This window comes from Ensifer sp. YR511 (genome assembly GCF_900103045.1).
Taxonomy (GTDB): domain Bacteria; phylum Pseudomonadota; class Alphaproteobacteria; order Rhizobiales; family Rhizobiaceae; genus Ensifer; species Ensifer adhaerens.
Genome location: NZ_FNGR01000002.1, coordinates 500,145 through 525,557, shown reverse-complemented (window position 1 = coordinate 525,557; position 25,413 = coordinate 500,145). Strand labels below are relative to the sequence as shown.

The following is a 25,413-nucleotide window of genomic DNA, read 5'->3' as shown; positions in this document are numbered from 1 at the left end:
ATGATCAGGACAATTGTTCGCCGCGCCGCAATTGCCGGTGGGCTGGAAGTCGCGGGGGGGCTGAGCCGCGCCGGGCTGATTGCCGGCGCGCGTGGGCAGGGGGCGATCTTTACCCTGCATCATGTCCGGCCGAAATCTGCCCGTGCCTTCGATCCCAATGCGCACCTGGAAATCACGCCGGAATTCCTCGATGTCGCGTTGAGGACGCTGAAGCGCGACGGCTATCGCTTCACCCCGCTCGAACACTTGCCGGAGGCGCTGGCCGCCAAAGGTGGGCCGGTCGCCTGCTTTACCCTTGATGACGGCTACCGGAACAATCTCGAGCACGCGTTGCCGGTCTTCCAGCGCCATCAGGCGCCATTCACGGTGTTCGTGACCGGCGGGTTCGTCGATCGCACCCATACGCTTTGGTGGGAGACGCTTGCCGATATGCTCGCAACGAGCGAGAAGCTGCGCTTTGACTTCGGCCGTGGCGTAGAAACATTGCAGGCGTCGACCGCGGCCGAAAGGCATGCCGTCTTCAATCGCATTGCGGCGTTCATTCACGGCCATGATGAGGCAAAGGCGATCGCTTCCTTGAACGCTGCAGCCCTCGATGGCGGCATCGATCCGCAGGCGATTACCGAACGCCTCACACTGGACGAGGCCGGTTTGCGGCGCCTGATCGAAAGTCCTATCGCGAGCCTCGGCGCCCACACGATCAGCCACCGCGCGGTCGCGCGCCTGACGGATGCTGAGGCGCGGCGGGAGATTGAGGGATCGCTGCGGCGCGTCGAGGCGATCACCGGTCGGCCGCCCCAGACTTTCGCCTATCCCTATGGCGACGCACCGGCGCTATCCGCACGCGACCACCGCATCGTCGCCGATTTGGGTTTCACCCTGGCCGTCACCACCCAACCCGGCACGCTCATCGCTCGCGCGAAAGCCAGCCTTTATGCGCTACCGCGCATTTCTCTGAACGGCCATTTCCAGCGCGCCCGCTACGTTTCGGCTCTGGCCTCCGGCATACCGTTCCGCCTGGCGGCCGGCTAGAAAAGGCGACTTGGGCAGCCGAGTGCTTCGACGTCAATTGAAGGCAAAAGCCATGAGAATGCTGTCCTGGTAAACACCGTCGTGTTTCCAGTCGCGAACACGACGGCCTTCGATCTGGAAGCCAAATTGCGCGTAGAGTGCCCGGGCAGCGACATTTTCGTGGAGGACGGAGAGCTCGATGCGTTCCAATCCGCATTCACTAGCGCGTTGCATCGCCAGTTGCAGGAGCCGGCTGCCGATTCCCTTGCCGCGATAGGCGGCCAGGAGCCCCATGCCCAACGTCCCGACATGGGCGCGAACAGGTGAGGCATCCAGCCGGATATCGCACCAGCCGACCACTTGATTGTCGACCCCAACGATCTGGGGTGCCTGGGCGCGATGCAGGTCGGCCATGTATGTGGCAAAGCCGTCGAAGGGTGGGGCGCTCAGCCGTGAAAGCCACCGCCCTTCCTTGGAGACGTCATCGAGGCAGCGGTGACAGCCGGCTATATCGTCGAGCGTCGCGTCACGAACATCGATCGTCATCAAAGAGCGCTCAACAGAAACGAGCGGCTCAGGCCGGGCAAAGGGACGAGTGATGCCCGGCAACGTGCGTGGCCGGGCATCGATTTCGCGCCTCTCTTGCGGGAGGCAGGCATCGGTGCCTTAAGGGTACATGCGCACTTTTTCCCAGCCGCCTTCCGGCGCCTCACGACGGAATTCCATCCGGTCGTGCAGCCGGAACGGACGGTCGTGCCAGAATTCGATCGACGTCGGGCAGATGCGGAAGCCCGACCAATAGCTTGGGCGCGGGATTTCGCCGAGCGCGTGGCGGGCCGTGTATTCGGCAACGGCCTTTTCCAGCGCGAAGCGGCCTTCGAGTGGCCGCGACTGCTTCGAGGCCCAGGCGCCGATGCGGCTGCCGCGCGGCCGGCTCTTGAAATACTCGTCGGCCTCCTCGTCGGTGACGATCTCGACCGGGCCGCGCACGCGCACCTGCCGACGCAGCGATTTCCAGTGGAAGCACATCGCCGCCTTGCGGGCGCCGAGGATCTCCTCACCCTTCTGGCTTTCGAAATTCGTGTAGAAAACGAAGCCGCGCTCGTCGAAACCCTTAAGCAGCACCATGCGGACATTCGGCAGTCCGTCGGCATCGACGGTTGCGAGCGCCACCGCATTCGGGTCGTTGATCTCGCTACCTTCCGCGTCCTTCAGCCATGTGCCAAACAGGGAAAAGGGTTCATTTGATTCGGTGAAGTCACCGCTTGTTAACTCATTCGCCGCCATATTGCGTTCCAATGCCGTGATGTCTGGCGCGGAAATACTTCGGGATGAGCCCGACCGGTGTTTCCGCATCGAAAATGTCGGAGCCTGTATGTTGACCTTGTCGAGAAACGTGCGGCTCCAGCGAGTCTGACAGGATTGCCGTGCAAGACATAGCAAAGTGGATCGACGCCAAGAAGGGGTATTCCTTCGCCTTGCTGCGTAGCGCGGCAATTTGCCTGCCGGTCCTGGCGCTGTCCGGCTGCATGGGGGCTGGCCTCGACCTTTTCGGCAGCGGAGTCGACCGCACGGTTTCGACGGGCACAGTTCCCGTTGCCAAGACCTCCGATGGCCTTTCCGATGCGGTGATGGTTCGCAACGCCGTGACATCGGCCGAGCTCAACAGCGGCGCCATCAATCCTATTCCCTGGGCCAATGCGACCTCCGGCAGTGCCGGTGTCATCAGCAGCATCCAGGAAGACCGCGCCAGCGGCATGCTCTGCCGCCGATTCACCACGACGCGTCATTCCTACGAAGGCATCGCCAAGTTCGACGGCAGCACTTGCCAGGGCGGCGACGGCGCCTGGTATCTGACGAGCTTCGGCCCGCGCGCCTGAGCGAGCGTTCGACGCAAGCCGTTGAAATCGGTGATTAACCACGTTTTGGCAAATGCGCGCATGACGGCCGGCGTTGCCGTCTCAACGGCCACATGAGGCCGCGTGGCTAACCACTATTTAGCAACTTCTCCGGATCATCGGTGTTCAGTGGACGGGCGACAATGGCGCCTGCAATCGGGGCAAAGGCGGGCATCAGGGAGAGGCCGCCGATCAGAGAAGATGGTAGAAACCATGCGTGATCCCTATGTGATCCTCGGGGTGCGGCGCAATGCCGGGCAGGATGAAATCAAGGCCGCCTGGCGTTCGCTGGCAAAGGCTGTGCATCCGGACCATAACCAGGACGATCCCAACGCCGCGGAGCGTTTTGCCGAAGCCGGCAAGGCCTATGAGCTGCTGCGCGACCCGAAGCTCAGAAGCCGCTACGACTACGCGCGCCGCGAAGCCGAGCTTCGTCGCATGGAGGCGATGAAGGCAAAGATGCGGCCTCAGGAAGAGGCGCCGGTCGACGCCGAGACCGCCGAGGACGCCATTTCACAGATTTTCGGCGCGGAGACCCGCAGCAAGTCGGCCCGCCCATCGCCGAAGCCGACGCCGAAACCATCGCCCAAGCCGGCTGCGGCAGCAAAGGAGCCGGAGCGCCCGGCCCAGGCTTCCGAAAGCAAGCCGGAACCAGCCCCCGAACCGCAGCAGGAAAACGCTCTCAAGACAGAGACTCCGCTGATGCAGCGTGCAGCAGCACCGGCCGCCGAGCTTGTGGCGGCGATCGTCCGGCGCATCCGGGGTCGCGCGGCAAAGACGGCCGAGAAGGTCCCGGATCTTCCCGTCGATCTCGCCGTCAGTATTGACGATCTGATCAATCGCCAGCGCCTCAGCGTCGAGCTTCCCGACGGCGAAAGCCTGAAGGTGCAGATCCCTCCGGGCGCCGTCGACGGTCAGAGCATTCGTCTGGCGGAGCAGGGCTATCGGGTGACCGGCATGACCCGTGGCGACGTCGTCGTCACGCTCAGGGTCGACCAGGGCGGGACGTTCCGCGCCCGCGGCCTCGATCTCATGACCACCTTGCCGATCGATCTGCAGGGCGCCGTGCTCGGCTGCGAACAGGTGCTCGAAACCCCGGTCGGGCAGGTTACGGTGGTCGTGCCGGCCTGGTCCGGCTCCGACAAGGTCATCCGCCTTGCGGGCAGGGGGATGCCCGGTGCTTATGGTACGCATGGCGATCTGCTGGTCGAATTGCGGCTGGTCCTGCCCGAGGCGCCCGACGACAAGATCACCGATCTGATGAAGTCGCAGCGCGACGGCCTCTATCTGTGACAGGCCATTTGTGACAGTTCGCTGACACACTGAACCAATATTACGGGGACTAACAGTTCCTGATCTCAGCCGTGCTTGAACCACCCTTGCGGCTATGCCATAGGCAATTCTCGACATTTTGCCGCACCCGTTCTCGTGGGGCGTCTGTGACATTTTTGATCTTTGGCACCGGCGACGGCCGATGCTGGAATAGTATTGGGGACTTACCATGGCTCAGGCATCCGGTCTGATGAAGGGCAAGCGCGGCGTCATCATGGGCGTTGCAAACAACCGTTCCATCGCATGGGGCATTGCCAAGGCCATCCACGCGCAGGGTGGTGAAGTTGCGTTGACCTATCAGGGCGACGCTCTGAAAAAGCGCGTCGAGCCGCTGCTCGCGGAAATCGACGGCTTCATGGCCGGCCATTGCGACGTCAGCGACGAAGCCACCATCGACGCGGTCTTCGACGCGCTTGAGAAGAAGTGGGGCAAGATCGATTTCGTGGTGCATGCGATCGGCTTCTCCGACAAGGACGAACTGACCGGCCGCTACGTCGATACCTCGGCCGACAACTTCGCCAAGACGATGCAGATCTCGGTCTACTCCTTCACTTCGGTTGCCCGTCGCGCTGAAAAGCTGATGACGGACGGCGGATCGATGCTGACGCTGACCTATTACGGCGCCGAAAAGGTCATGCCGAACTATAACGTCATGGGTGTCGCCAAGGCTGCCCTGGAAGCAAGCGTCAAGTACCTCGCCGTCGACCTCGGCCCCAAGAACATCCGCGTCAACGCGATTTCTGCAGGCCCGATCAAGACGCTGGCCGCCTCCGGCATCGGTGACTTCCGCTATATCCTCAAGTGGAACGAGTACAACGCGCCGCTGCGCCGCACCGTCACCATCGAGGAAGTCGGCGACGTCGGCCTCTACATGCTTTCGGACCTGTCGCGCTCGGTTACCGGTGAAGTGCACCACGCCGACAGCGGCTACCATGTCGTCGGCATGAAGGCTGTGGATGCGCCCGATATCTCCGTGATCAAGGACTGACCGAACCGCCAAGTCGGATTCGGCAGCCTGCAGCCCGGAGACATGTTGTGCTGATCTATGTGATCCGTCACGGACAGACCGACTGGAACGCCGAAAGCCGGCTCCAGGGGCAAAAGGATATCCCTCTCAATGATTTCGGTCGCCAGCAGGCGACCGGCAACGGCGTGGCGCTTGGAGGCATCCTCGGCGCCGATGCCCGGCATTTCGACTTCGTCGCCAGTCCGCTCGGCCGCACGCGCGAGACCATGGAGCGTGTCCGGCGGGCCATGGGGCTCGATCCGGACGCCTACCGCACCGACGAGCGGCTCAAGGAAGTTTCCTTCGGCGATTGGGAAGGGCACACGCTGCCCGAACTCAAGCGCTCGGCGCCACAGAGGATCGCCGAGCGGCGCGCGGTGAAATGGGACTTCATTCCGCCCGGTGAGGATGCCGAGAGTTACGAAATTCTGTCCTGGCGCATAGCCGCCTGGCTCAGGGACGTGACGAAGCCGACGGTCTGCGTCAGTCACGGCGGCGTCATTCGCGTGCTCTTCAAGCTTTTCGGGGAAATGGAAGCCGAGGAGGCCGCGACCGCGGCGATCCCGCAGGACCGCCTTCTGCGCATCTCCGGCAATGCCATCGGCTGGGTCTGATAGCCTGAAGCGTCGGGCTTAGATTGGCGCAACGACGCGCCAAAGCGCTTCACATGGATGCCCGCGCGAGGGGCATCCGATAAAGGTCATTTTTCAGAAATGTGGAAATCCGGTTCGGGCGAACCGCGCAGCGGCCTGTAAGGCCGCGCTTTCTATTGAACGATTTCGAGATCGTTGATGACCCGCTTGCCGTCCACTTCCGTGTAGAAGACGAGAACCTTCACGCCGGCCTTCAGGCCTTCGAAATTGAATTCCTCAGGCGCCTGATAGTTCTTGCCGTCGTCAAGCGACAGGCTCAGCCTTTCGGTATCAACACCCGTAATGGTAGCTTCAACGTCGGCGCTTTCGGCAAGGGCGGACAAGGGCGAGAGCAGCCCTGCGGTGGCCATGAGTGCGGCAATAACAAAACGCATTCTTCTTGCCCTCTTCAACGTTTCTGCGAACATCCTTGTCACTCCCCTTTGATCCCCGATTGTGGCAAAAATTGCCTTGCGGCGTGGCTTTTGGCCGGACGCCCCCGCTTTTTTGATGGTCTATCCGAACTCTGGAGACTGGACGGCGGTACCGTATTTTTCAAGCGGGCAGGGGCCGAACTCCGGGTATCGGCGGTGTGGTTTCCCCATGAATTATAGGGTTTGCCAGGGAATTGTGACGAAAGCCAATCTTAAGACTCGCTCGCTACCTTTGGTTGGGGATCGAGGGGAAGAGATTGAAGATCATTGACGTTCTGCGCCAGCGCATTCGGGCCGCCGCCAGATTTGCGAAACCGTCGCTCATTCCTGCGGCGATCGCGGGCCTCGTCGTGTTTACGGGCGGGCATGTCTATGAGCGGCAAAACCGTGAAAACTTCCAGAACGACCTCAGGATCGACGTCGAGAACGAACTGAACCTCATTGCCAACCGCCTGCAATCGGAGGTTAACACCAGCATTGCCGCGCTGAACGGTTTTGCCAACAGCATCGGCGTGCATCCGGCCATGACAACAGACGATTTCACCGTCATGGCGACGAAGCTCCTCCTGCAGAATCCGCAGATGGTGCGCGCCTCGGCAGCGCCCGGCGGCGTCGTGCGGATCGCCTTTCCGCGCGAGAGCCAGCAATGGTTCGTCGGCAGCGACTTCAACCGATTCGGCGCGACAAGACATGCCATCGAGCGTGCGTCCTCGACGGTCAGGCCGGTGATGATCGGCCCGATCCGGCTGCCAAGCGGCCGCAATGGTTTCGAGCTGTTCCTGCCAGTCTTTTCCAAGGTCCAGGGACGCATGGAGCGTTGGGGTTACGTCGAGGCCATACTCGACGAGAAGGCGCTGTACCGCGCCGCGCGCCTGCTCGAGTCGGGCGGCGGGGCGCCGGAACTGGCGCGGGACCACCGCCATGTCGACGTTCACCTGGCGATCCGCGATATTTCCGAGCCGGACCGCATACAGGATGCGTTCTATGGCGACGACGCTCTTTTTCGCGCCGCGCCGGTCAACCGCCGGTTGGAGCTCGCAGGCGGCGTGTGGGAGCTAGCGGCCATGCCCGTCGGTGGATGGCAGCAGCTTCCCGAAAACAGCAGCTTCATCCAATTGGCGATCGCCGTCGCCGTCACGGTGGTGGTTATCCCGATCCTCCTGGCTGGCGGCCTGGTCAACGAGCGACAGCGCAACATCGCCAAGCTGAAGGCGCGGGAAGGGGAGGTGATGACGCTGTCTCACCGCCTGAACCTCGCGCTCGACGCGTCGAAGATCGGCATCTGGGAAATCGACGTCGAGAGCCAGCAGCGTTCCTGGGACGACCGGATGTTCCACCTGCATGGACTGGAGGTGCATCTGGACGAGCCCACGTACGACGAGTGGCGCGCGACCGTGCATCCCGACGACATAGGTATTGCCGCCAATGCGCTGTTCCGTAGCCTCGATGACGGCCTCGAGTACCGATCGCAGTATCGTGTCATTCTGCACGACGGTACGGTGCGCCACATCCGCAATGTCGGGTCCAGCCACCGCGGCGCCGATGGCCGCGCCAAGGTCACCGGCATCAGCTGGGATGTCAGCGACGATGTGCTGAAGAACGAGCGGCTGAGTGCGGCCAAGGCACAGGTCGACCAGCAGAACCTTGAGCTCGAGCAGGCGCTGAAGGGTCTCTACGAGCGTGAACAGGATCTAGAGCTCCTGTCACGACGTCTCGACCTCGCTCTTGATTCCTATCGCTGCGGCATGTGGGAGGCCGATCTCGACAACAACGTCGCCTATTGGGACGAGCGCATGCATCAGCTCTACGGGCTGGTCTATACCGACGGCGCCACCAACGAGCAGACATGGCTTCAAGCGCTGCACCCCGATGACCGGCAGCCGGCGCTCAACGCGGTCAATCGCGCCATCGAAGCGGACGAAACCTATGTGCATCAGGTGCGGGTGATATTGTCGGCCGGAACGGTTCGCCACATCCGCTCGGTCGGCAAGCTGCACGTCGCCCCGGACGGTGCACGGAAATTCGTCGGCATGGCGCTCGATGTTACCGACGACGTGCTGATGACGGAACAGTTGCGCGCGGCCAAGGCCATGGCGGACGCAAAGAACGCCGAGCTGGAGCAGGCCCGGGTTCGCATCGAGCACAACGCACTGCATGACCCGCTGACAGGGCTCGGCAACCGCCGCATGCTCGACAAGGCGCTGGAGCGACTGACCCTGGACGCCGGCAGCGACCGTGAGGACATCGCCATCCTTCATATCGATCTCGACCGGTTCAAGCAGATCAACGACACCCTGGGTCACGCAGCCGGCGACGCCATGCTGATCCATGCCTCGGAGATCCTGCGGGCGAACACATCGGCGGGCGACATCATTGCCCGCATCGGTGGCGACGAGTTCGTTGTCGCCGTTACCGGTGAACAGGGCGAGGCGACGCTTGCTGCCCGTTGCGACCGGATCATTGCCGCGATGCGGCAGCCGGTCGACTACAACGGATTTCCCTGCCGCTTTGGTGTCAGCATCGGCGTGGCAGTCGGGCATGGCGCCGACATCGACGCGCGCAAACTGCTCGTCAACGCCGATATCGCGCTCTATCGCGCCAAGGAGGCGGGCCGGAACCGCTACCAGTTCTTCACCGAGGTGCTGCAGGCGGAAGTGGTGACCGCCAAGCGCATTGCCGACGAGATTTTGGAAGGCATCGAGCGCGACGAATTCGAACCCTGGTATCAACCGCAGTTCGATGCGACGACGCTCGCGCTTTGCGGCGTCGAGGCACTGGTGCGCTGGAGGCATCCGCGCGAGGGCATATTGACGCCGGATCGTTTTCTCGGCATCGCCGACGAACTCAACGTGACGGCGATGCTCGACCGTCTCGTTCTGGAGAAATCTCTCACCGATCAGATGCGATGGGCAGCGGCCGGCATTCGGGTTCCCAAGATCTCGGTCAATGTTTCGGCCAAGCGGCTGCAGGACGACGACCTGCTGTCCTCGCTTGAAGGCTTGAGCATCACGCCCGGACAGATCTGTTTCGAACTGGTGGAGTCGATCTTCCTCGACGAAAGCGACGATATCGTCGCCGCCAACATCGAGGGCATCAAGAAGCTCGGGATCGATATCGAACTCGACGATTTCGGCACCGGCCATACCTCGATCGTCAGCCTTTTGAAGATCAAGCCGAAGCGGTTGAAGATCGACCGCCAGCTCGTCGTTCCGGTTTTGAGCGCCCGCAGGGAGCAGGCGTTGGTGCGCTCGATTATCGAGATTGCCCGCTCGCTCAATATCGAGACCGTGGCCGAGGGCGTGGAAACCATGGCGCATGCCGAAATGCTCGGCATTCTGGGCTGTGATGTGCTGCAGGGCTACGCATTTGCCCGGCCGTTGAGCGCGGAGAAGTTTCTCGCCTTTGCAACCGAACGCGGCTTGCGCCTGGCGTCGTGATGAAGGAGGTCGCGTCGGGTCGCAAAAGCCTTTCCCCATCTCCGGCTTTCCACTAAGAGAAGGCATCCGCGTACAAAACGTACGGCCGTTGCTTGCTTAGGGTCGGTTGCCTTCATGTCGCATAACACTTTCGGTCATCTCTTCCGCGTTACCACCTGGGGCGAAAGCCACGGGCCGGCGCTCGGCTGCGTCATCGACGGCTGCCCGCCCGGCATCCGTTTCACGCTCGCCGAACTCCAGGTCTGGCTCGACAAGCGCAAACCCGGCCAGTCGCGCTTCGTGACACAGCGCCGCGAGGACGATCTGGTCAAGGTTCTCTCCGGCGTCATGTTCGACGAGGACGGCGAGACGATGATCTCGACCGGAACGCCGATCTCGATGCTGATCGAAAACACCGACCAGCGCTCGAAGGACTATTCCGAGATCGCCAAGCGCTATCGCCCGGGCCACGCCGATTACACCTACGATCTGAAATACGGCATCCGCGATTATCGCGGTGGCGGCCGTTCCTCGGCGCGCGAGACCGCGGCGCGCGTCGCTGCCGGTGGTGTCGCCCGCAAGGTCGTGCCGGGTCTCGTCGTGCGCGGCGCGCTCGTGCAGATCGGCAAACACAAGATCAACCGCGCCAACTGGGATTGGACCGAGGTCGACAACAACCCCTTCTTCGCACCGGATCCGGAGATCGTGCCGGTCTGGGAAGAATATCTCGATAGCATCCGCAAGTCCGGATCCTCGATCGGCGCCGTCGTCGAAGTGGTTGCCGAGGGCGTGCCCGCCGGCATCGGTGCGCCGATCTATGCCAAGCTTGACCAGGACATCGCCTCGAACCTGATGTCGATCAACGCCGTCAAGGGTGTCGAGATCGGCAACGGTTTCGGTGCGGCCGAAATCACCGGCGAGGAAAACGCCGACGAGATGCGCATTGGCGCCGATGGCAAGCCTGTCTTCCTGTCGAACCATGCTGGCGGTATTCTTGGTGGCATCGCCACCGGCGAGCCGGTGATCGCGCGTTTCGCCATCAAGCCGACCTCGTCGATCCTCACCGAGCGACGCTCGGTCGACAGCGACGGCAACGAGGTCGATGTGCGTACCAAGGGTCGCCACGATCCGTGCGTCGGCATCCGCGCCGTGCCGATCGGCGAGGCGATGCTTGCCTGCACGATCGCCGATCACTACCTGCGTGACCGCGGCCAGACCGGCCGCCTCAAGTAATTCGGCTTCAACCGGCCCAGACAATTCGGGAAGAACACCATGTCCTATGATCAGAAGCGTGTCGTCGATGCCATTCGCGCCTTTGAGGCCGGCGAAATCGTCGTCGTCACCGATGACGACGGCCGCGAGAACGAGGGCGACCTGATCGTCGCGGCGGTGCATTGCACGCCGGAAAAGATGGCCTTCATCGTGCGCCACACCTCGGGCATCGTCTGCACGCCGATGCCGCGCGAGGAGGCCAAGCGCCTGAACCTCAACGCCATGGTGGCGGAAAACGATTCCGCGCACACCACCGCCTTCACAGTCTCGGTCGACTTCAAGCACGGCACGACGACGGGCATTTCCGCCGACGACCGCACGCTGACGGTACGCAACCTCGCCAATCCCAATGTCGGGCCGACGGACTTCGTTCGCCCCGGCCACATTTTCCCGCTGGTCGCGCGCGAAGGCGGCGTTCTCATGCGCTCCGGCCATACGGAAGCTGCCGTCGACCTCTGCAGGCTCGCCAGCCTGCCGCCGATCGGCGTCATCTGCGAACTCGTCAATGACGACGGAACGGTCATGCGTGGGCCGCAGGTGGCGAGCTTCGCCGACACCCATGGCCTGAAGCAGGTTTCGGTCGCCGATCTCATCGCCTATCGCCAGCGCAAGGAAACGCTGATCGAGCATGGCGGCTCCTTCGATATCGAGACGCCCTATGGTGCGGCCAAGGGACATTCCTATTCTCTGCCCTGGGATCCGATGCAGCATCTCGCCGTCGTCTTTGGCGACATCCGTGATGGCATCGATATCCCGGTTCGCCTGCATCTCGAAAATGTCGGCGCCGACGTCTTCGGCAGGGACTGCCAGATCGACCGCACCATGAAGCGCATTGCCGACGAGGGCAGGGGGGTCATCGTCTATCTGCGCGAAGGCTCGGTCGGCGTCGGCGTGTCGCAGACGGCGCGCAAGGGCAAGCACGAGCGCGAAGCGCACGACGAGGCGCAGGCGCGCGAAAACGAGTGGCTGGAAATCGGCCTCGGCGCGCAGATCCTGAAGGATCTCGGCATCAGCTCCATCAGGCTGCTCGCCTCGCGCGAACGCCACTATGTCGGCCTCGAAGGCTTCGGCATCAAGATCGTCGGGACCGACATCATCTAAAGACGCGTCGCTCTCGCATGCTTCAGGCCCGGATCATCGATCCGGGCCTTGTTTTTTATGCTCGGCGGCAGCCAACAAAAAAGCCGCGCTCGAAGCGCGGCTTTTTGTTTGTCTTTGAATTTGTCGCCGTTCAGGGCAGCGCGTCGTAGCCTTCGCCGAAGCCCTTGAGGTCGACAGGGATGCCGATGCCTTCTTCGGGTGACTGGAAGACGATGAAGGTCGCCGTCGCACCGGAACGGAAGGTCTTCAAGAGTTCGTCCTCGAGCACCACTTCTGCGTAGCAGCCGTCGGAGAAGCAACGCACGAAATAGGCGCGGCCGATATCCTTGCCGTCGACATTCAGGCCGAGGCCGTTCGGTAGAAGCACGCCGAGCGGAGCGAGTACGCGCAGGATCTTGGCCTTGCGATCCGCAGTCTTCAAAACGACCACCGACAGGCCAACTTCGGGCCGGTCTTCGGCGATGACGTTTTGCATCAGCGCGCACTGGTCAGCGGAGGCGCCCGGCGGCTGATCGCAGACGATCGACCATGCGCCATGGTTGGACTTGACCGTGCCGGGTGTTCCGGCGGGCTGCTGGGCCAGGCTTTGAGCCGGGAGAGCGAGAACGGCAAGGCCGAAGGCGGCGAAGGCCGACAGTCGGGAAAAGAGGGGCAGGCCCATGTAAACCTCAAAACGTCGAATCATCAGGGCTATTCTTGAAGCGCGCAGGAATAAATGAAAAGCCCTGCGGGGCACATTCCAGCGCCATATGGCGGAAATTGGGCGGGTTGGGCGCCCTATCCGGCGCGCCGCCGTCAAAGCGCTGTGCAATCGGATCGCCAAGCGCGCAGAAGAGCCCCTATAGGTGGTTTCGCCACGGGTTTCGAGGGGTGCCTGTGTGAAAAGCTGCGTTTGTGCAAAAATGCCGCATGGGGTTGATTGGTCAGATGTTGCGGCATCGGACAAACTGTGGTTTGAAGCGCAGCAGTATCGCAGGGATTCTGCGTTCCGGTTTGATCCTGATCAAGCGCATTGGGGAGACACATTGTGAAAAACAAGGCTTATGCAGTTCTGGCAGCGCTTGCCTGTCTGCTTTTTGCTTCGAGCGCCTTTGCTGACAAGCCTGTCGAATGGCAGACGAATTTTCAGACGGCCGCTACGGGCATCATGGAAGAAATCACGTGGTTTGAACATTATACCCTGTGGTTCATCATTCCGATTACTCTCTTCGTTCTCCTCCTTTTGATCATCGTTGTGATCAAGTTCCGCGAAAGCGCGAACCCGGTTCCGTCCAAGACCAGCCACAACACCGCGATCGAAGTCGTCTGGACCGTCGGTCCGGTCGTCATCCTTCTCTTCCTCGCCATTCCGTCCTTCCAGCTCCTGACCGCGCAGCTGACGCCGCCGGCCAATCCGGACCTGACGCTCAAGGCGACCGGCAACCAGTGGTACTGGTCCTACGAGTATGAAGTCGGCGAAAGCCCGCTCACCTTCGACAGCATCATGATGAAGGAAGAAGATCGCGCGACGCTCGGCAAGGAAGACAAGAAAGAATATCCGCGCCTGCTCGCCGTCGACAACGAAGTCGTCGTGCCGGTCGGCAAGACGGTTCGTGTTCTCGTCACCGCTGCTGACGTGATCCACGCTTTTGCAATGCCTGCCTTTGGCGTGAAGATCGACGCCGTTCCCGGTCGCCTGAACGAAACCTGGTTCAAGGCCGAGCGCGAAGGTCTCTACTACGGCCAGTGTTCCGAGCTCTGCGGTAAGGACCACGCTTACATGCCGATCGCCATCCGCGTGGTTTCGCAGGAAAAATACGACACCTGGCTCGCAGCCGCCGCAACGAATGTTGGCGATGCGAACAAGGCGCTCATGGCGTCCATCGACTCGGCCAAGACCGTCGACGTCGCCGCTAACGCCGCACAGTAATCGGAAGGGGAGCTCGACCCATGGCTGGAACAGCCGTTCATCACGACCAACGCCATGATCACTCCGATCATGGCCACGCAGACCATGCGCATAAGCCTTTGAGCTTCTTCCAGCGCTGGTTCCTGTCGACCAACCACAAGGACATCGGCACGCTCTACCTGATCTTCGCGATTTTCGCGGGCATCATCGGCGGCACGCTGTCCATCTTCATGCGCGCCGAGCTCCAGGAGCCAGGCATCCAGATCTTCCACGGCCTGGCGCAGATGGTTTACGGCTTCGAGGGCGATGCTGCCATCGACGGCGGCAAGCACATGTTCAACGTGTTCACGACCGCGCACGCGCTCATCATGATCTTCTTCATGGTCATGCCGGCGCTGATCGGTGGCTTCGCCAACTGGATGGTTCCGATCATGATCGGTGCGCCGGACATGGCGTTCCCGCGCATGAACAACATCTCCTTCTGGCTGATCATTCCTGCCTTCCTGCTCGTGCTGCTTTCGATGTTCGTAGAAGGCCCGGCCGGTGCCTACGGCGCAGGGGGAGGGTGGACGATCTATCCGCCATTCTCGACATCGGGCATGCCAGGACCGGCGATGGACTTCGTCATCCTCGGCCTGCACATTGCCGGCGCGTCCTCGATCCTCGGTGCGATCAACTTCATCACCACGATCCTGAACATGCGCGCTCCGGGCATGACGCTGCACAAGATGCCGCTCTTTGCCTGGTCGGTTCTGATCACCGCCTTCCTGCTTCTGCTCTCGCTGCCGGTTCTGGCAGGCGGCATCACCATGCTGCTCACCGACCGCAACTTCGGCACGGCCTTCTTCGCGCCTGAAGGCGGCGGCGACCCGATCCTGTTCCAGCACCTGTTCTGGTTCTTCGGTCACCCGGAAGTTTACATCCTGATCCTGCCGGGCTTCGGCATCGTCAGCCACATCGTTTCCACTTTCTCGCGCAAGCCGATCTTCGGCTACCTCGGCATGGCCTACGCCATGGTCGCGATCGGCGCCGTCGGCTTCATCGTGTGGGCACACCACATGTACACCGTCGGCATGTCGCTCGACACGCAGCGCTACTTCGTCTTCGCGACGATGGTCATCGCTGTTCCGACGGGCGTTAAGATCTTCTCGTGGATCGCGACGATGTGGGGTGGTTCGATCCGCTTCACGACCCCGATGGTCTGGGCGATCGGCTTCATCTTCCTGTTCACCGTCGGTGGCGTCACGGGCGTTCAGCTCGCCAACGCCGGCCTCGACCGCTCGCTGCACGACACCTACTACGTGGTCGCTCACTTCCACTACGTTCTGTCGCTCGGCGCTGTCTTCGCAATCTTCGCTGCCTGGTACTACTGGTTCCCGAAGATGACCGGCTACATGTACTCCGAGTTCGTCGGCAAGCTGCACTTCTGGGTCATGTTCATCGGCGTGAACCTGATCTTCTTCCCGCAGCACTTCCTCGGCCTCGCAGGCATGCCGCGCCGTTACATCGACTATCCGGATGCCTATGCCGGCTGGAACATGGTTTCGTCCTACGGCTCCTACATCGCAGCCGTCGGCGTCCTGATCTTCCTCTTCGGCGTCTTCGAAGCCTTCGCCAAGAAGCGCGTCGCTGGCGACAACCCGTGGGGCGAGGGCGCGAACACTCTGGAATGGCAGCTGTCTTCGCCGCCGCCGTTCCACCAGTGGGAACAGCTCCCGCGCATCAAGTGACGGGCAACGAACAGAAGCCGCCGGTTCCGGCGGCTTCACCCCGCCGGGCAACCGGCGACACACGGCCCTTGCGGCCGGGACTTTTGCAGGGACAGGACATGACGGTCATCGACAATCACGAAGCAGTCGGCATGGAAGGCGTACCGCGCCTGTCCGAAGCCTCTGCGCGCGATTACTTCGAGCTTTTGAAGCCGCGTGTCATGTCCCTGGTCGTCTTCACGGCATTCGCCGGGCTGGTGCTGGCACCAGGACACATCAATCCTTTCATCGGTTTCATCGCCATCCTCTGCATCGCCGTCGGCGCTGGCGCTTCGGGCGCGCTGAACATGTGGTATGACGCCGACATCGACGCGGTCATGACCCGTACCGCCAAGCGCCCGATCCCGGCAGGCAAGATCCTGCCGCAGGAAGCGCTGGCATTCGGCCTGACGCTGTCTGCTTTTTCCGTGATCATCCTCGGGCTCGCCGTCAATTGGCTCGCAGCCGGGTTGCTCGCCTTCACCATCTTCTTCTACGTGGTCATCTACACGATGTGGCTGAAGCGCTCGACGCCGCAGAACATCGTCATCGGCGGTGCTGCCGGCGCTTTCCCACCGATGATCGGCTGGGCCTGCGTGACCGGCGCCGTGTCGGTGGAGAGCATCGTGCTTTTCCTGATCACCTTCCTGTGGACCCCGGCGCACTTCTGGGCGCTCGCCCTCTTCAAGATGGGCGACTACGGCGCCGTCGGCGTACCGATGATGCCGAATGTCTGCGGCCAGGCGACCACCAAGAAGCAAATCGTCATCTACGCCGTTCTGACAGCACTTATCGGCATCTGTCCCACCTTGCTCGGTTTTGCGAGCATTGGTTACGGCGCAGTCGCAGCGGCCCTCGGCCTTGGCTTCGTGTGGTACTCTATCGGCGTGTTGCGCATGCCGGAATCAGATGAGCGCATGCTGCCGGCCAAGAAGCTCTTTGCCTTCTCGATCATGTATCTGTTCGTGATCTTCTCCGCCCTGATGGCGGATCACCTGATCGTCAATATCTGGCTGAATGCCGGGAGTATTGCCTGATGGAAACCGTCAAGCTCACTGATGCCCAGAAGAAATCGCGCCGCGGCCGCAACATCGCGCTCGGCTTCGTGCTCTTCGGCCTCGTCGTCCTCTTCTACATCGTCACGCTGATCAAGTTCGGCAACGGCATGGTCAACTGAGGCGAAATGGCATGACGAAATCACCGCAGACCACAAGCTCGCAGCGCTCCAACCGCGTCGTCGTCGGCACTTGCCTCGCTTTCGTTGGCGGCATGGTGGGCATGGCCTATGCGGCTGTACCGCTTTACGACATGTTCTGCCGCGTCACCGGCTATAACGGAACGACGCAGCGCGTCGAGCAGGCGTCCGACGTCATCCTCGACGAGAAGGTCAAGGTCACCTTTGACGCGAACACTTCGGGGGGCCTGCCCTGGGAGTTCAAGCCGGTCCAGCGCGACATCGACATCCGCATCGGTGAAACGGTGCAGGTGATGTACAAGGCAAAGAACTTGTCGTCGAAGCCGACGACGGGCCAGGCGACCTTCAACGTCACGCCGATGCAGGCGGGCGCCTATTTCAACAAGGTCCAGTGCTTCTGCTTTACCGAGACGACCCTGCAGCCGGGAGAGGAGATGGAGATGCCGGTGGTATTCTTCGTCGATCCGGACATGGTCAAGGCGGTGGAGACCAAGGACATCAAGACGCTGACCCTTTCCTATACCTTCTATCCGCGCGAACCGTCGAAGCCGGTCGCACAGGTGAAGACGGAACAGAACAAACTTTGACTGGAGGTCCTTTTCGGCTATGCCGGAAGGGCGACAAGAGAGAGACATATCGGGGATTACTGACATGGCCGGTGCGCATCAGAAGAATCACGACTACCACATCATCGACCCGAGCCCCTGGCCGCTGCTTGCTTCCATCGGCGCCTTTGTCATGGCGTTCGGCGGCATCTGCTACATGCGTTACCTGTCGGGTAGCTCGCTGAAGATCTTCGGCCTCGAGCTTGCCAACGTCTGGATCCTGCTCGCAGGCCTCATCATCGTGCTCTACACCATGTACGGCTGGTGGTCGGACACGGTGAAGGAAGCGCACGAGGGCCACCACACCCGCGTCGTTTCGCTGCATCTGCGCTACGGCATGCTCATGTTCATCGCTTCTGAAGTGATGTTCTTCGCGGCCTGGTTCTGGGCCTTCTTCGATGCGAGCCTGTTCCCGGGTGAAGCCATCCAGGCAACCCGCGCTACCTTCACCGGTGGCGTATGGCCGCCGAAGGGCATCGAAGTGCTCGATCCGTGGCACCTGCCGCTCTACAATACCGTCATCCTGCTTTTGTCGGGCACGACGGTGACCTGGGCGCATCACGCGCTGCTGCACAATGACCGCAAGGGCCTGATCAACGGCCTGACGCTGACGGTCGTGCTCGGCGTGCTGTTCTCCTTCGTCCAGGCGTACGAATACGCCCACGCTCCCTTCGCCTTCAAGGACTCGATCTACGGCGCGACCTTCTTCATGGCGACCGGTTTCCACGGCTTCCACGTTCTGGTCGGCACGATCTTCCTGCTCGTCTGCCTGTTCCGCGCACTGCGTGGCGACTTCACACCGAAGCAGCACTTCGGCTTCGAAGCGGCCGCCTGGTACTGGCACTTCGTTGACGTCGTCTGGCTGTTTCTGTTCTTCTCCATCTACATCTGGGGAAGCTGGGGCGCGCCGATCGCGCACGGCTGATAGCGCGAGCATCTAGGTCAAGGAACAAGGCGGTTGCAGTCATGCAGCCGCCTTGTTCTTTTGGTAGTGTGCCCGCAGATCGGCTTGATGGGAGACGGAAATGAGGTTGGCCTTGGTGGCTGCGACGCTAGTGGTATCCGGCGGTTTTCCCGCTGCGGCGGCCGATAGCGCGGACAGGGTTGTCGTGCACAAGGAGCGGCGGCTGTTGCAGCTCTTCCAAGGTGACCAGGTGATCCGTGAATACACGGTTGCGCTCGGCGGCAACCCCATCGGTCACAAGCGTCAGGAGGGAGACCAGAGGACGCCGGAAGGGCTCTATTCTCTCGACTGGCGCAATCCCGGCAGCGGTTACTACAAGTCCATCCACGTCTCTTATCCGGCGCCGGCCGATGTCTCTGCCGCTGCCGCGAACGGTGTCGATCCGGGCGGCATGATCATGATCCATGGCCAGCCCAATTATTTCGGCTGGCTGGCCTTTTTGACGCAGCGCTTCGATTGGACGAATGGCTGCATTGCCGTTACCAATGCCGAAATGGAAGAAATCTGGGCCATGGTTCCCAACAACACGCCAATCGAGATCAAGCCGTGAGTGAAGACAAGGCACATTTCCCGCCGGTTGACCCGGTGATGACCGGGATCAAGGGGCTTTGCCCGCGCTGCGGCCAGGGCAAGCTTTTCGACGGGTTTCTGAAGGTCAAGCCCGCCTGCGCAAGCTGTGATCTCGACTACAAGTTCGCCGATGCCGGCGACGGTCCGGTGGTCTTCGTGATCCTGATCGTCGGCTTCATTGTCGTCGGCGCGGCGCTCTGGGCGGAGGTCAACTTCAACCCGCCGCTCTGGCTGCATTTCATCTTGTGGATCCCGCTTGCGGTGATCTTCAGCCTCGGCCTGACGCGGATGCTGAAGGGTATCCTGATCAACCTGCAATATCGCAACAATGCGCGTCCCGGCGAGATCGACCGTGGCTGAGATCGCGACCAGCAAAAAGCGTGGCCTGATCGGCCGCATCGGCACGTTGCTGCTGCTCGTCGCGACATTTGCCATTCTTGTCTCTCTCGGTACCTGGCAGATGCAGCGGCTACACTGGAAGGAAAGCTTGCTTTCGGCCATGGCCGAGCGCAGGTCTGCGCCGCCGGCGACGCTTGCCGAGATCGAGAAGATCCTCGCTGATGGTGGCGACATCGACTACCGCACGGTTTCGGTGACCGGCGGGTTCGACCACACCAAGGAGCGGCATTTCTTCGCGACGTTCAATGGCCGCACCGGCTATTACGTCTTCACGCCGCTACGGCTGGACGACGACCGTTTTCTTTTCGTCAATCGCGGTTTCGTGCCTTTCGAGCAGAAGGATGCGTCGACCCGGCTTGCCGGCGAGCTTCCCGCCTTCGTCGGCGTTCATGGTCTTGCAAGGCCGAAGCTTGACGGAAAGCCGTCGTCGCTCGTTCCCGACAACGACCTCGCCAAGAACATCTTCTACTGGAAGGATCTCGACACGATGGCGTCTTCCGTCGGCCTTCCCGCCGACAAGGTCGTGCCCCTGTTCGTCGATGCCGATGCGACGCCCAATCCGGGCGGTCTGCCGATTGGCGGTGTCACCCAGTTCGACCTGCCCAACAACCACCTGCAATATGCGCTGACCTGGTATGGGCTGGCAGCGGCTCTGGTGTTGGTCAGCGGCATCTATGCAACGCGCCGCGGGCGATAGTCTCGCGTTTGCCGTCATGCTAACCGTGTGGGACGAACGGCGGTGGGAGCAATTATGACGATCATTGCAAACACATTGATTGCTTTGACCGGCTTGCTGCATATCGGTTTTCTGGTGCTGGAAATGTTCCTGTGGACCGGGCCGAAGGGAAGGGCCGTGTTCCGCATGACGGCCGAGCAGGCCGAGACAACACGGGTGCTCGCGGCCAACCAGGGGCTCTACAACGGCTTTCTTGCCGCCGGTCTGTTCTGGTCGTTGATCCAGGCGGAAGCCGCCTTTGCCTTTCAGCTGAAGGTGTTCTTCCTTGTGTGCGTGGTCGTTGCCGCTATATATGGCGCGTGGTCGGTCAAGCCGCGCATCCTCCTCATCCAGGGCGGCCCGGCGATCGCAGCGCTCGTTTTCCTACTAATGGCATCCTGATCCATGGCATCATCAGCGGCAGAAAAATCCCCGATCACCATCCGCCTTTGCGGCCCGCGCGGCTTTTGCGCCGGCGTCGACCGCGCGATCCAGATCGTCGTCCTGGCGCTGAAGGAATTCGGCGCACCGGTCTATGTCCGCCATGAGATCGTCCACAATCGCTACGTCGTCGAAGGCCTCGAAGCCAAGGGCGCAATCTTCGTTGAAGAGCTCGACGAGATCCCGCCGGAGCACCGCAAGCAACCGGTCGTCTTTTCGGCGCATGGCGTGCCGAAATCGGTGCCCGCCGACGCGGATGCCCGCAACCTTTTCTATCTCGACGCCACCTGTCCGCTGGTCTCGAAAGTCCACAAGCAGGCGATGCGCCACAACCGCCTCGGCCGCCATGTCGTCCTGATCGGCCATGCCGGCCATCCGGAAGTGATCGGCACTATGGGCCAATTGCCTGAAGGCACGGTATCGCTGGTCGAGACCGTCGAGGACGCCGACGTCTATCAGCCGCCGGACCCGGACAATCTTGGTTTCGTCACCCAGACGACACTGTCGGTCGACGACACCGCCGGCGTCATCAAGCGGCTGCACGAGCGCTTCCCGAACCTGACGGCGCCCGCCGCCGATTCGATTTGCTACGCCACCACCAATCGCCAGGAGGCGGTGAAGCAGGCAGCACCCGGCTGCGACCTGTTCCTGGTCGTCGGCGCGCCCAACTCGTCCAATTCCAAGCGGCTTGTCGAGGTGGCCCTTCGGGCCGGCGCGAAAAAATCCGTGCTGGTCCAGCGGGCGTCGGAAATCGACTGGGACGCAATCGGCGATATCTCTACGGTCGGCCTGTCGGCCGGCGCGTCTGCGCCGGAAGTAATCGTCAACGAGATCATCGAGGCGTTTCGCGAACGCTACGACGCTTCGGTGGAACTTGCCGATACGGTCGAGGAAAACGAGAACTTCCTCGTCAACCGCGAGATCCGCCACGTGCCGCTGACGGCTGCCGACATGGCCTTCGTCAACGGCGAATAAGCCGCATTCCCTGCCCGCATTTTCTTGAGAGTGGACACCCTTGGCCGTTTACACCGATATTACGGAAGACGATCTCGCCCGTTTTCTCACCGCTTACGACGTCGGCCAGCTGACCTCCTACAAGGGGATCGCCGAGGGTGTCGAGAACTCCAATTTCCTGCTGCACACGACCAAAGGCTCCTACATCCTCACGCTCTACGAAAAGCGCGTGAATGCCGGCGACCTGCCGTTCTTCCTGGGCCTCATGCATCATCTGGCCGAGCGTGGGCTGTCCTGCCCGCTGCCGCTGCCGCGCGCCGATGGCGAGCTACTCGGTGAGCTCTCCGGCCGCCCTGCCGCCGTCATCTCCTTCCTTGAGGGCATGTGGCTGAGAAAGCCCGAAGCCAAGCACTGCCACGAAGTGGGCAAGGCGCTGGCGGCCATGCACGTCGCCGGCGAAGGCTTTGCGCTGAAGCGCACCAATGCGCTCTCCGTCGGCGGCTGGCGGCCGCTCTGGGTCAATTCCGAAGCGCGCGCCGATGAGGTTCAGGCAGGTCTCAAGGACGAGATATCGGCGGAGCTCGAACATCTGGAGCGCCATTGGCCGAAATCGCTGCCGGAAGGCGTCATCCACGCCGATCTCTTTCCGGACAACGTCTTCTTCCTCGGCGACCAGCTCTCCGGGCTGATCGACTTCTACTTCGCCTGCAACGACTATCTCGCCTATGACGTCGCCGTCTGCCTCAATTCCTGGTGCTTCGAGAAGAACGGCTCCTACAACATCACCAAGGGCATGGCGATGCTTTCGGGCTACGAGAGCGTGCGCAAGCTGACGCCCGCCGAGGTCGACGCCCTGCCGCTGCTTTGCCGCGGCTCGGCGCTGCGCTTCTTCCTGACGCGCCTCTACGACTGGCTGATGACGCCCGCGGGCGCGTTGGTGGTCAAGAAGGATCCGCTCGAATATCTGACGAAGATCCGCTTCCACCGGGCGATTACGTCCAGCGCCGAATATGGCCTGCGCCGGGACGGGGGTCAGGCATGAAACATGTCGATATCTTCACCGACGGTGCTTGCTCGGGCAATCCGGGGCCGGGCGGCTGGGGCGCTGTGCTGCGCTATGGCGAGGTGGAAAAGGAGCTGTCCGGCGGCGAGGCCGAGACCACCAACAACCGCATGGAGCTGCTGGCGGCAATCTCGGCGCTCGACGCCCTGAAAAGCGCCTGCGAGGTCGATCTCTACACCGACAGCAAATATGTGATGGACGGTATCTCCAAGTGGATCCACGGCTGGAAGAAGAACGGCTGGAAGACTGCGGACAAGAAGCCGGTGAAAAACGGCGAGCTCTGGCAGCGGCTGGACGAAGCCAATCGCCGCCACAAGGTGACATGGCACTGGGTCAAGGGCCATGCCGGTCATCCGGAAAACGAACGCGCCGACGAGCTCGCCCGCAAGGGCATGGAACCCTACAAGAAGGGGCGTCGTTCGGACTCACTTCTCGTGAAATGAAAAAAACGGGCCGCTGAGGCCCGTTTTTCATTTGCACTCGCTTCTGCGCTCAGAGCTGCTCGAGCATGGCGGCGGCGCCCGAAACGGTCGCCTGGCCAGGGCTTTCTTCGAGATTGAGCGACTTCACCACGCCGTCCTCGACGAGCATCGAATAGCGCTTGGAGCGCACACCGAGCGTGCCGGCCGACAGGTCGATGTCCATACCGAGCGCCTTGGTGAAGGCGGCGTTCCAGTCCGAGAGGAAGTGAATCTTGCCCATGCCGCCCGACGTGGTCGCCCAGGCACCCATCACATGCAGGTCGTTGACCGAGACCACGGCGATGTCGTTGACACCGCGGGCAAGGATCGCGTCGCGGTTTTCGAGATAGCCGGGCAGGTGGTTGAGCGAGCAGGTGGGCGTGAACGCGCCGGGAACGGCAAAGAGCACGACGCGCTTGCCGGCAAAGAGCTGATCGGTGGTGACCTCGACGGGACCGTCGGCGGTCTTTTCCTTGAAGGTTGCGGCTGGCAGCTTGTCTCCGACGGCAATGGTCACGGCACTCTCCTTGCGTTGCTTGCGTCTCGCTTCTCCGCACTCGTCGGAGAACTCGGCGGACTATAGATGCGCCCTAATCAAAGGCAAGGGTCGTCTCCATGCTGCGGCCCTGGGCGCGCACAGTCAAAACGATCGGCTTGCCTTTGAGTTCCCTGTCCTTGCCCGTGAGCCTCACCGGAACGGCTGCGTTTAACGCCCTGTCGCCTGCAGGCTGGATCTCGGGCTTGCCGAACGAAATGCCTGAAGGTCCGGCGAGAAAGAGTTCCGGATCCTTGTCGTCGGCGGGCAGGCGAACCGACAGATGCATCAGCGCCTTGTCGGCATCGTAGCGGCTCGCCGTCACCGAGAAATCAGCCGACGGCGCCTCCGGCAACGCGGCAACGGCATCGTCGATCCGCGCGCCGTCGAGCGGATTGTCGAAGCCGCCTTGCTTGATGGCGAGCGTTAGCTCGCCCTGAACCGGTATGCAGATGTCCTCGCAGATGCCGAGGAACACGGAGGCGCGAATGGTAACGTCGCCGCTGCCGTGGACGCGCTTCAAGGTCAGCGGAAAGGCGACCGGCCTGTCATAGCCGATGTAGCGCACGACACCGTCGTCGAACGTCTTGGGCACCGGGAAGCCGATCTTTTCCAGCTCCACGTCGCCTGCCGGGTCGAGCGTCACCTGCGGGGGAATGCCGCTTGCACCCGGCTCGCGCCAATAGGTCTTCCAGCCAGGGTTGAGCTTGACCTCCAGCGTCGCCGGGATCGTGCCATCCTCTTTGGGCTGGGCGGCGACCAGACGGATCATGCCGCCGGGGGAGGTGACCCACTCGCTGGTGGCCGCGTTGGCGCCGAAGGGGAGAAAAAAACAGCCGGCAAGGCTTGCCGCGCCGATGAACTGGGCCATTTTCTGGTGGGTGAAGCACTGGATCATATGGCAAGCAATATCGCTTTTGCCAAAACCGCTCCAGACGCTGCGACGGACGCAACGATCATAATTGCTTGATCGGACACGGCGAAGTGAACGCCGTGCGTGCAATAATTATGGGCCGCGACGCTGAGGCGCTTTTCATTTCGCGGCGAATTGATAGGCTGTTCGCATGATGGCTACTCCGATGGCGCAAAAGAGACGCGAGCGAGGCTTTCTTGACGGTCAGTTCCTGATCGCCATGCCCGGGATGTTTGACGCCAATTTCGCTCGCACGGTCATCTTCATCTGCGCCCATTCGGACGATGGCGCCATGGGCTTCATTCTCAACCGGCCGCAGCAACTGACCTTCCCCGACGTGCTGCTTCACCTCGATCTTCTCGATGAGGACGAGGCGATCCGACTCCCGCAGGTAACACGGGATTTCCAGATTCAGGCGGGCGGTCCGGTCGAGACCGGGCGCGGCTTCGTGCTGCATTCCGACGATTATCTGAGCGATTCCAGCATTCCCGTCAGCGACGATATCTGCCTGACGGCGACGCTCGACATCGTCCGCGCCATTTCGCGCGGGGAGGGGCCTGTGCGCGCGACAATGATGCTCGGCTACGCCGGGTGGGGACCGGGCCAGCTCGAATCGGAAATCACCCAGAATGGCTGGCTCACATGCCCGGCGCGCGATGAACTGATCTTCGACAAGGCGCTTGACGACAAATACGATCGGGCGCTGGCGCTGATGGGTGTCTCGGCCGCGATGCTCTCCATGGATGCCGGCCACGCCTGATTGGCGGCTGACCGACCTTTCCCAGATCCTTGATGCAGAAATGAAAAGCCCGTCGGATTGTAACCGACGGGCCTGGAGACGTTGGTCTGCGCGCTGAGCG

The 25,413-nt window shown here is 61.9% G+C and carries 28 protein-coding genes; 22 read left to right on the top strand and 6 right to left on the bottom strand.

What is annotated here, in order from left to right:
• Positions 1 to 1,032, top strand: a complete 1,032-nt coding sequence (locus BLU15_RS07105) for a polysaccharide deacetylase family protein (RefSeq protein WP_090294823.1) — start codon at positions 1 to 3, stop codon at positions 1,030 to 1,032.
• A gap of 33 nt (positions 1,033 to 1,065) precedes the next feature.
• Here BLU15_RS07105 and BLU15_RS07100 read toward each other — a convergent pair whose 3' ends face one another.
• Together BLU15_RS07100 and pdxH are read right to left on the bottom strand one after the other, a co-directional pair.
• Positions 1,066 to 1,557 carry a GNAT family N-acetyltransferase gene (locus BLU15_RS07100; RefSeq protein WP_090294776.1) on the bottom strand — a complete coding sequence of 164 codons (492 nt, stop codon included), beginning with the start codon at positions 1,555 to 1,557 and terminating at the stop codon, positions 1,066 to 1,068.
• A 120-nt stretch (positions 1,558 to 1,677) separates the two neighbouring features.
• Positions 1,678 to 2,367, bottom strand: a complete 690-nt coding sequence (pdxH, locus tag BLU15_RS07095) for a pyridoxamine 5'-phosphate oxidase (protein ID WP_082566261.1) — start codon at positions 2,365 to 2,367, stop codon at positions 1,678 to 1,680.
• A 71-nt stretch (positions 2,368 to 2,438) separates the two neighbouring features.
• Between pdxH and BLU15_RS07090 the strand changes: the two genes are divergently transcribed.
• The 4 genes from BLU15_RS07090 (at position 2,439) to BLU15_RS07075 (ending at position 5,861) form a co-directional block, all read left to right on the top strand.
• Complete coding sequence (locus BLU15_RS07090; RefSeq protein ID WP_034801195.1) at positions 2,439 to 2,891, top strand: RT0821/Lpp0805 family surface protein; 453 nt, start codon at positions 2,439 to 2,441, stop codon at positions 2,889 to 2,891.
• 219 nt (positions 2,892 to 3,110) lie between these two features.
• The gene (locus BLU15_RS07085) at positions 3,111 to 4,202 is read left to right on the top strand and encodes a DnaJ C-terminal domain-containing protein (protein WP_090294775.1); all 1,092 of its coding nucleotides are present in this window, start codon (positions 3,111 to 3,113) and stop codon (positions 4,200 to 4,202) included.
• Positions 4,203 to 4,410: 208 nt separating this feature from the next.
• On the top strand, positions 4,411 to 5,229 hold the full coding sequence (gene fabI / locus BLU15_RS07080; protein WP_034801205.1) for an enoyl-ACP reductase FabI: 819 nt from the start codon (positions 4,411 to 4,413) through the stop codon (positions 5,227 to 5,229).
• Positions 5,230 to 5,276: 47 nt separating this feature from the next.
• Positions 5,277 to 5,861: a histidine phosphatase family protein gene (locus BLU15_RS07075; RefSeq protein ID WP_034801207.1), complete on the top strand. Its 585-nt coding sequence runs from the start codon at positions 5,277 to 5,279 to the stop codon at positions 5,859 to 5,861.
• Between the two features lie 152 nt (positions 5,862 to 6,013).
• On the opposite strand, the gene BLU15_RS07070 is transcribed toward BLU15_RS07075, so the two are convergent.
• The gene (locus BLU15_RS07070) at positions 6,014 to 6,274 is read right to left on the bottom strand and encodes a DUF1344 domain-containing protein (RefSeq protein WP_034801209.1); all 261 of its coding nucleotides are present in this window, start codon (positions 6,272 to 6,274) and stop codon (positions 6,014 to 6,016) included.
• A gap of 296 nt (positions 6,275 to 6,570) precedes the next feature.
• Between BLU15_RS07070 and BLU15_RS07065 the strand changes: the two genes are divergently transcribed.
• The 3 genes from BLU15_RS07065 to ribB all read left to right on the top strand — a co-directional run bounded on the left by BLU15_RS07065 (position 6,571) and on the right by ribB (position 12,102).
• Complete coding sequence (locus tag BLU15_RS07065; RefSeq protein WP_090294773.1) at positions 6,571 to 9,750, top strand: bifunctional diguanylate cyclase/phosphodiesterase; 3,180 nt, start codon at positions 6,571 to 6,573, stop codon at positions 9,748 to 9,750.
• A gap of 114 nt (positions 9,751 to 9,864) precedes the next feature.
• Positions 9,865 to 10,962 (top strand): chorismate synthase, encoded by a 1,098-nt coding sequence (gene aroC / locus BLU15_RS07060; protein ID WP_034801213.1) that lies wholly within the window; start codon positions 9,865 to 9,867, stop codon positions 10,960 to 10,962.
• 39 nt (positions 10,963 to 11,001) lie between these two features.
• On the top strand, positions 11,002 to 12,102 hold the full coding sequence (gene ribB, locus BLU15_RS07055; RefSeq protein WP_090294772.1) for a 3,4-dihydroxy-2-butanone-4-phosphate synthase: 1,101 nt from the start codon (positions 11,002 to 11,004) through the stop codon (positions 12,100 to 12,102).
• Between the two features lie 130 nt (positions 12,103 to 12,232).
• Here ribB and BLU15_RS07050 read toward each other — a convergent pair whose 3' ends face one another.
• The gene (locus BLU15_RS07050) at positions 12,233 to 12,763 is read right to left on the bottom strand and encodes an invasion associated locus B family protein (protein ID WP_034801218.1); all 531 of its coding nucleotides are present in this window, start codon (positions 12,761 to 12,763) and stop codon (positions 12,233 to 12,235) included.
• Positions 12,764 to 13,129: 366 nt separating this feature from the next.
• Between BLU15_RS07050 and coxB the strand changes: the two genes are divergently transcribed.
• The 13 genes from coxB (at position 13,130) to rnhA (ending at position 23,087) form a co-directional block, all read left to right on the top strand.
• A complete protein-coding gene (gene coxB, locus BLU15_RS07045; protein WP_034801222.1) occupies positions 13,130 to 14,011 on the top strand; it encodes a cytochrome c oxidase subunit II in 882 nt (293 codons plus the stop codon).
• A 20-nt stretch (positions 14,012 to 14,031) separates the two neighbouring features.
• Complete coding sequence (ctaD, locus tag BLU15_RS07040) at positions 14,032 to 15,720, top strand: cytochrome c oxidase subunit I (RefSeq protein ID WP_034801224.1); 1,689 nt, start codon at positions 14,032 to 14,034, stop codon at positions 15,718 to 15,720.
• Between the two features lie 98 nt (positions 15,721 to 15,818).
• On the top strand, positions 15,819 to 16,775 hold the full coding sequence (locus tag BLU15_RS07035) for a heme o synthase (protein WP_034801469.1): 957 nt from the start codon (positions 15,819 to 15,821) through the stop codon (positions 16,773 to 16,775).
• Positions 16,775 to 16,915, top strand: a complete 141-nt coding sequence (locus tag BLU15_RS07030) for a hypothetical protein (RefSeq protein WP_043619862.1) — start codon at positions 16,775 to 16,777, stop codon at positions 16,913 to 16,915. The genes BLU15_RS07035 and BLU15_RS07030 overlap by 1 nt, the downstream gene beginning before the upstream one ends.
• 11 nt (positions 16,916 to 16,926) lie before the next feature.
• Positions 16,927 to 17,520, top strand: coding sequence for a cytochrome c oxidase assembly protein (locus tag BLU15_RS07025; protein ID WP_034801235.1), 594 nt, complete (start codon positions 16,927 to 16,929; stop codon positions 17,518 to 17,520).
• 64 nt (positions 17,521 to 17,584) lie between these two features.
• Positions 17,585 to 18,463 carry a cytochrome c oxidase subunit 3 gene (locus BLU15_RS07020; RefSeq protein ID WP_034801236.1) on the top strand — a complete coding sequence of 293 codons (879 nt, stop codon included), beginning with the start codon at positions 17,585 to 17,587 and terminating at the stop codon, positions 18,461 to 18,463.
• A 100-nt stretch (positions 18,464 to 18,563) separates the two neighbouring features.
• Positions 18,564 to 19,052 carry a L,D-transpeptidase family protein gene (locus tag BLU15_RS07015; protein ID WP_060603869.1) on the top strand — a complete coding sequence of 163 codons (489 nt, stop codon included), beginning with the start codon at positions 18,564 to 18,566 and terminating at the stop codon, positions 19,050 to 19,052.
• Complete coding sequence (locus tag BLU15_RS07010; protein WP_034801241.1) at positions 19,049 to 19,432, top strand: DUF983 domain-containing protein; 384 nt, start codon at positions 19,049 to 19,051, stop codon at positions 19,430 to 19,432. The genes BLU15_RS07015 and BLU15_RS07010 overlap by 4 nt, the downstream gene beginning before the upstream one ends.
• The gene (locus BLU15_RS07005; RefSeq protein WP_060516303.1) at positions 19,401 to 20,168 is read left to right on the top strand and encodes an SURF1 family protein; all 768 of its coding nucleotides are present in this window, start codon (positions 19,401 to 19,403) and stop codon (positions 20,166 to 20,168) included. The genes BLU15_RS07010 and BLU15_RS07005 overlap by 32 nt, the downstream gene beginning before the upstream one ends.
• Before the next feature lie 54 nt (positions 20,169 to 20,222).
• Positions 20,223 to 20,588 (top strand): DUF1304 domain-containing protein, encoded by a 366-nt coding sequence (locus tag BLU15_RS07000; RefSeq protein ID WP_090294771.1) that lies wholly within the window; start codon positions 20,223 to 20,225, stop codon positions 20,586 to 20,588.
• A gap of 3 nt (positions 20,589 to 20,591) precedes the next feature.
• Positions 20,592 to 21,602 (top strand): 4-hydroxy-3-methylbut-2-enyl diphosphate reductase, encoded by a 1,011-nt coding sequence (ispH, locus tag BLU15_RS06995; protein WP_090294769.1) that lies wholly within the window; start codon positions 20,592 to 20,594, stop codon positions 21,600 to 21,602.
• Between the two features lie 40 nt (positions 21,603 to 21,642).
• Positions 21,643 to 22,623, top strand: a complete 981-nt coding sequence (locus BLU15_RS06990) for a homoserine kinase (RefSeq protein ID WP_034801252.1) — start codon at positions 21,643 to 21,645, stop codon at positions 22,621 to 22,623.
• Positions 22,620 to 23,087: a ribonuclease HI gene (gene rnhA / locus BLU15_RS06985; protein WP_034801253.1), complete on the top strand. Its 468-nt coding sequence runs from the start codon at positions 22,620 to 22,622 to the stop codon at positions 23,085 to 23,087. Before BLU15_RS06990 ends, rnhA begins: the two co-directional genes overlap by 4 nt.
• A 49-nt stretch (positions 23,088 to 23,136) precedes the next feature.
• Here rnhA and BLU15_RS06980 read toward each other — a convergent pair whose 3' ends face one another.
• Positions 23,137 to 23,622: a peroxiredoxin gene (locus BLU15_RS06980; protein ID WP_090294767.1), complete on the bottom strand. Its 486-nt coding sequence runs from the start codon at positions 23,620 to 23,622 to the stop codon at positions 23,137 to 23,139.
• Positions 23,623 to 23,695: 73 nt separating this feature from the next.
• Positions 23,696 to 24,538 (bottom strand): protein-disulfide reductase DsbD domain-containing protein, encoded by an 843-nt coding sequence (locus BLU15_RS06975; protein ID WP_090294765.1) that lies wholly within the window; start codon positions 24,536 to 24,538, stop codon positions 23,696 to 23,698.
• 169 nt (positions 24,539 to 24,707) lie between these two features.
• On the opposite strand from BLU15_RS06975, the gene BLU15_RS06970 reads away from it, so the two are divergent.
• Complete coding sequence (locus BLU15_RS06970) at positions 24,708 to 25,313, top strand: YqgE/AlgH family protein (protein ID WP_034801471.1); 606 nt, start codon at positions 24,708 to 24,710, stop codon at positions 25,311 to 25,313.
• Positions 25,314 to 25,413 lie beyond the last annotated feature (100 nt).

What these genes read in the sequence shown, in the direction of transcription:
- BLU15_RS07105 (WP_090294823.1), top strand. Translation starts at nt 1, where the DNA reads ATGATCAGGACAATTGTTCGCCGCGCCGCAATTGCCGGTGGGCTGGAA.
- BLU15_RS07100 (WP_090294776.1), bottom strand. Translation starts at nt 1,557, where the DNA reads ATGACGATCGATGTTCGTGACGCGACGCTCGACGATATAGCCGGCTGT.
- pdxH (WP_082566261.1), bottom strand. Translation starts at nt 2,367, where the DNA reads ATGCGGAAACACCGGTCGGGCTCATCCCGAAGTATTTCCGCGCCAGAC.
- BLU15_RS07085 (WP_090294775.1), top strand. Translation starts at nt 3,111, where the DNA reads ATGGTAGAAACCATGCGTGATCCCTATGTGATCCTCGGGGTGCGGCGC.
- fabI (WP_034801205.1), top strand. Translation starts at nt 4,411, where the DNA reads ATGGCTCAGGCATCCGGTCTGATGAAGGGCAAGCGCGGCGTCATCATG.
- BLU15_RS07070 (WP_034801209.1), bottom strand. Translation starts at nt 6,274, where the DNA reads ATGCGTTTTGTTATTGCCGCACTCATGGCCACCGCAGGGCTGCTCTCG.
- aroC (WP_034801213.1), top strand. Translation starts at nt 9,865, where the DNA reads ATGTCGCATAACACTTTCGGTCATCTCTTCCGCGTTACCACCTGGGGC.
- ribB (WP_090294772.1), top strand. Translation starts at nt 11,002, where the DNA reads ATGTCCTATGATCAGAAGCGTGTCGTCGATGCCATTCGCGCCTTTGAG.
- BLU15_RS07050 (WP_034801218.1), bottom strand. Translation starts at nt 12,763, where the DNA reads ATGGGCCTGCCCCTCTTTTCCCGACTGTCGGCCTTCGCCGCCTTCGGC.
- ctaD (WP_034801224.1), top strand. Translation starts at nt 14,032, where the DNA reads ATGGCTGGAACAGCCGTTCATCACGACCAACGCCATGATCACTCCGAT.
- BLU15_RS07035 (WP_034801469.1), top strand. Translation starts at nt 15,819, where the DNA reads ATGACGGTCATCGACAATCACGAAGCAGTCGGCATGGAAGGCGTACCG.
- BLU15_RS07030 (WP_043619862.1), top strand. Translation starts at nt 16,775, where the DNA reads ATGGAAACCGTCAAGCTCACTGATGCCCAGAAGAAATCGCGCCGCGGC.
- BLU15_RS07025 (WP_034801235.1), top strand. Translation starts at nt 16,927, where the DNA reads ATGACGAAATCACCGCAGACCACAAGCTCGCAGCGCTCCAACCGCGTC.
- BLU15_RS07020 (WP_034801236.1), top strand. Translation starts at nt 17,585, where the DNA reads ATGGCCGGTGCGCATCAGAAGAATCACGACTACCACATCATCGACCCG.
- BLU15_RS07015 (WP_060603869.1), top strand. Translation starts at nt 18,564, where the DNA reads ATGAGGTTGGCCTTGGTGGCTGCGACGCTAGTGGTATCCGGCGGTTTT.
- BLU15_RS07005 (WP_060516303.1), top strand. Translation starts at nt 19,401, where the DNA reads ATGCGCGTCCCGGCGAGATCGACCGTGGCTGAGATCGCGACCAGCAAA.
- BLU15_RS07000 (WP_090294771.1), top strand. Translation starts at nt 20,223, where the DNA reads ATGACGATCATTGCAAACACATTGATTGCTTTGACCGGCTTGCTGCAT.
- ispH (WP_090294769.1), top strand. Translation starts at nt 20,592, where the DNA reads ATGGCATCATCAGCGGCAGAAAAATCCCCGATCACCATCCGCCTTTGC.
- rnhA (WP_034801253.1), top strand. Translation starts at nt 22,620, where the DNA reads ATGAAACATGTCGATATCTTCACCGACGGTGCTTGCTCGGGCAATCCG.
- BLU15_RS06975 (WP_090294765.1), bottom strand. Translation starts at nt 24,538, where the DNA reads ATGATCCAGTGCTTCACCCACCAGAAAATGGCCCAGTTCATCGGCGCG.
- BLU15_RS06970 (WP_034801471.1), top strand. Translation starts at nt 24,708, where the DNA reads ATGGCTACTCCGATGGCGCAAAAGAGACGCGAGCGAGGCTTTCTTGAC.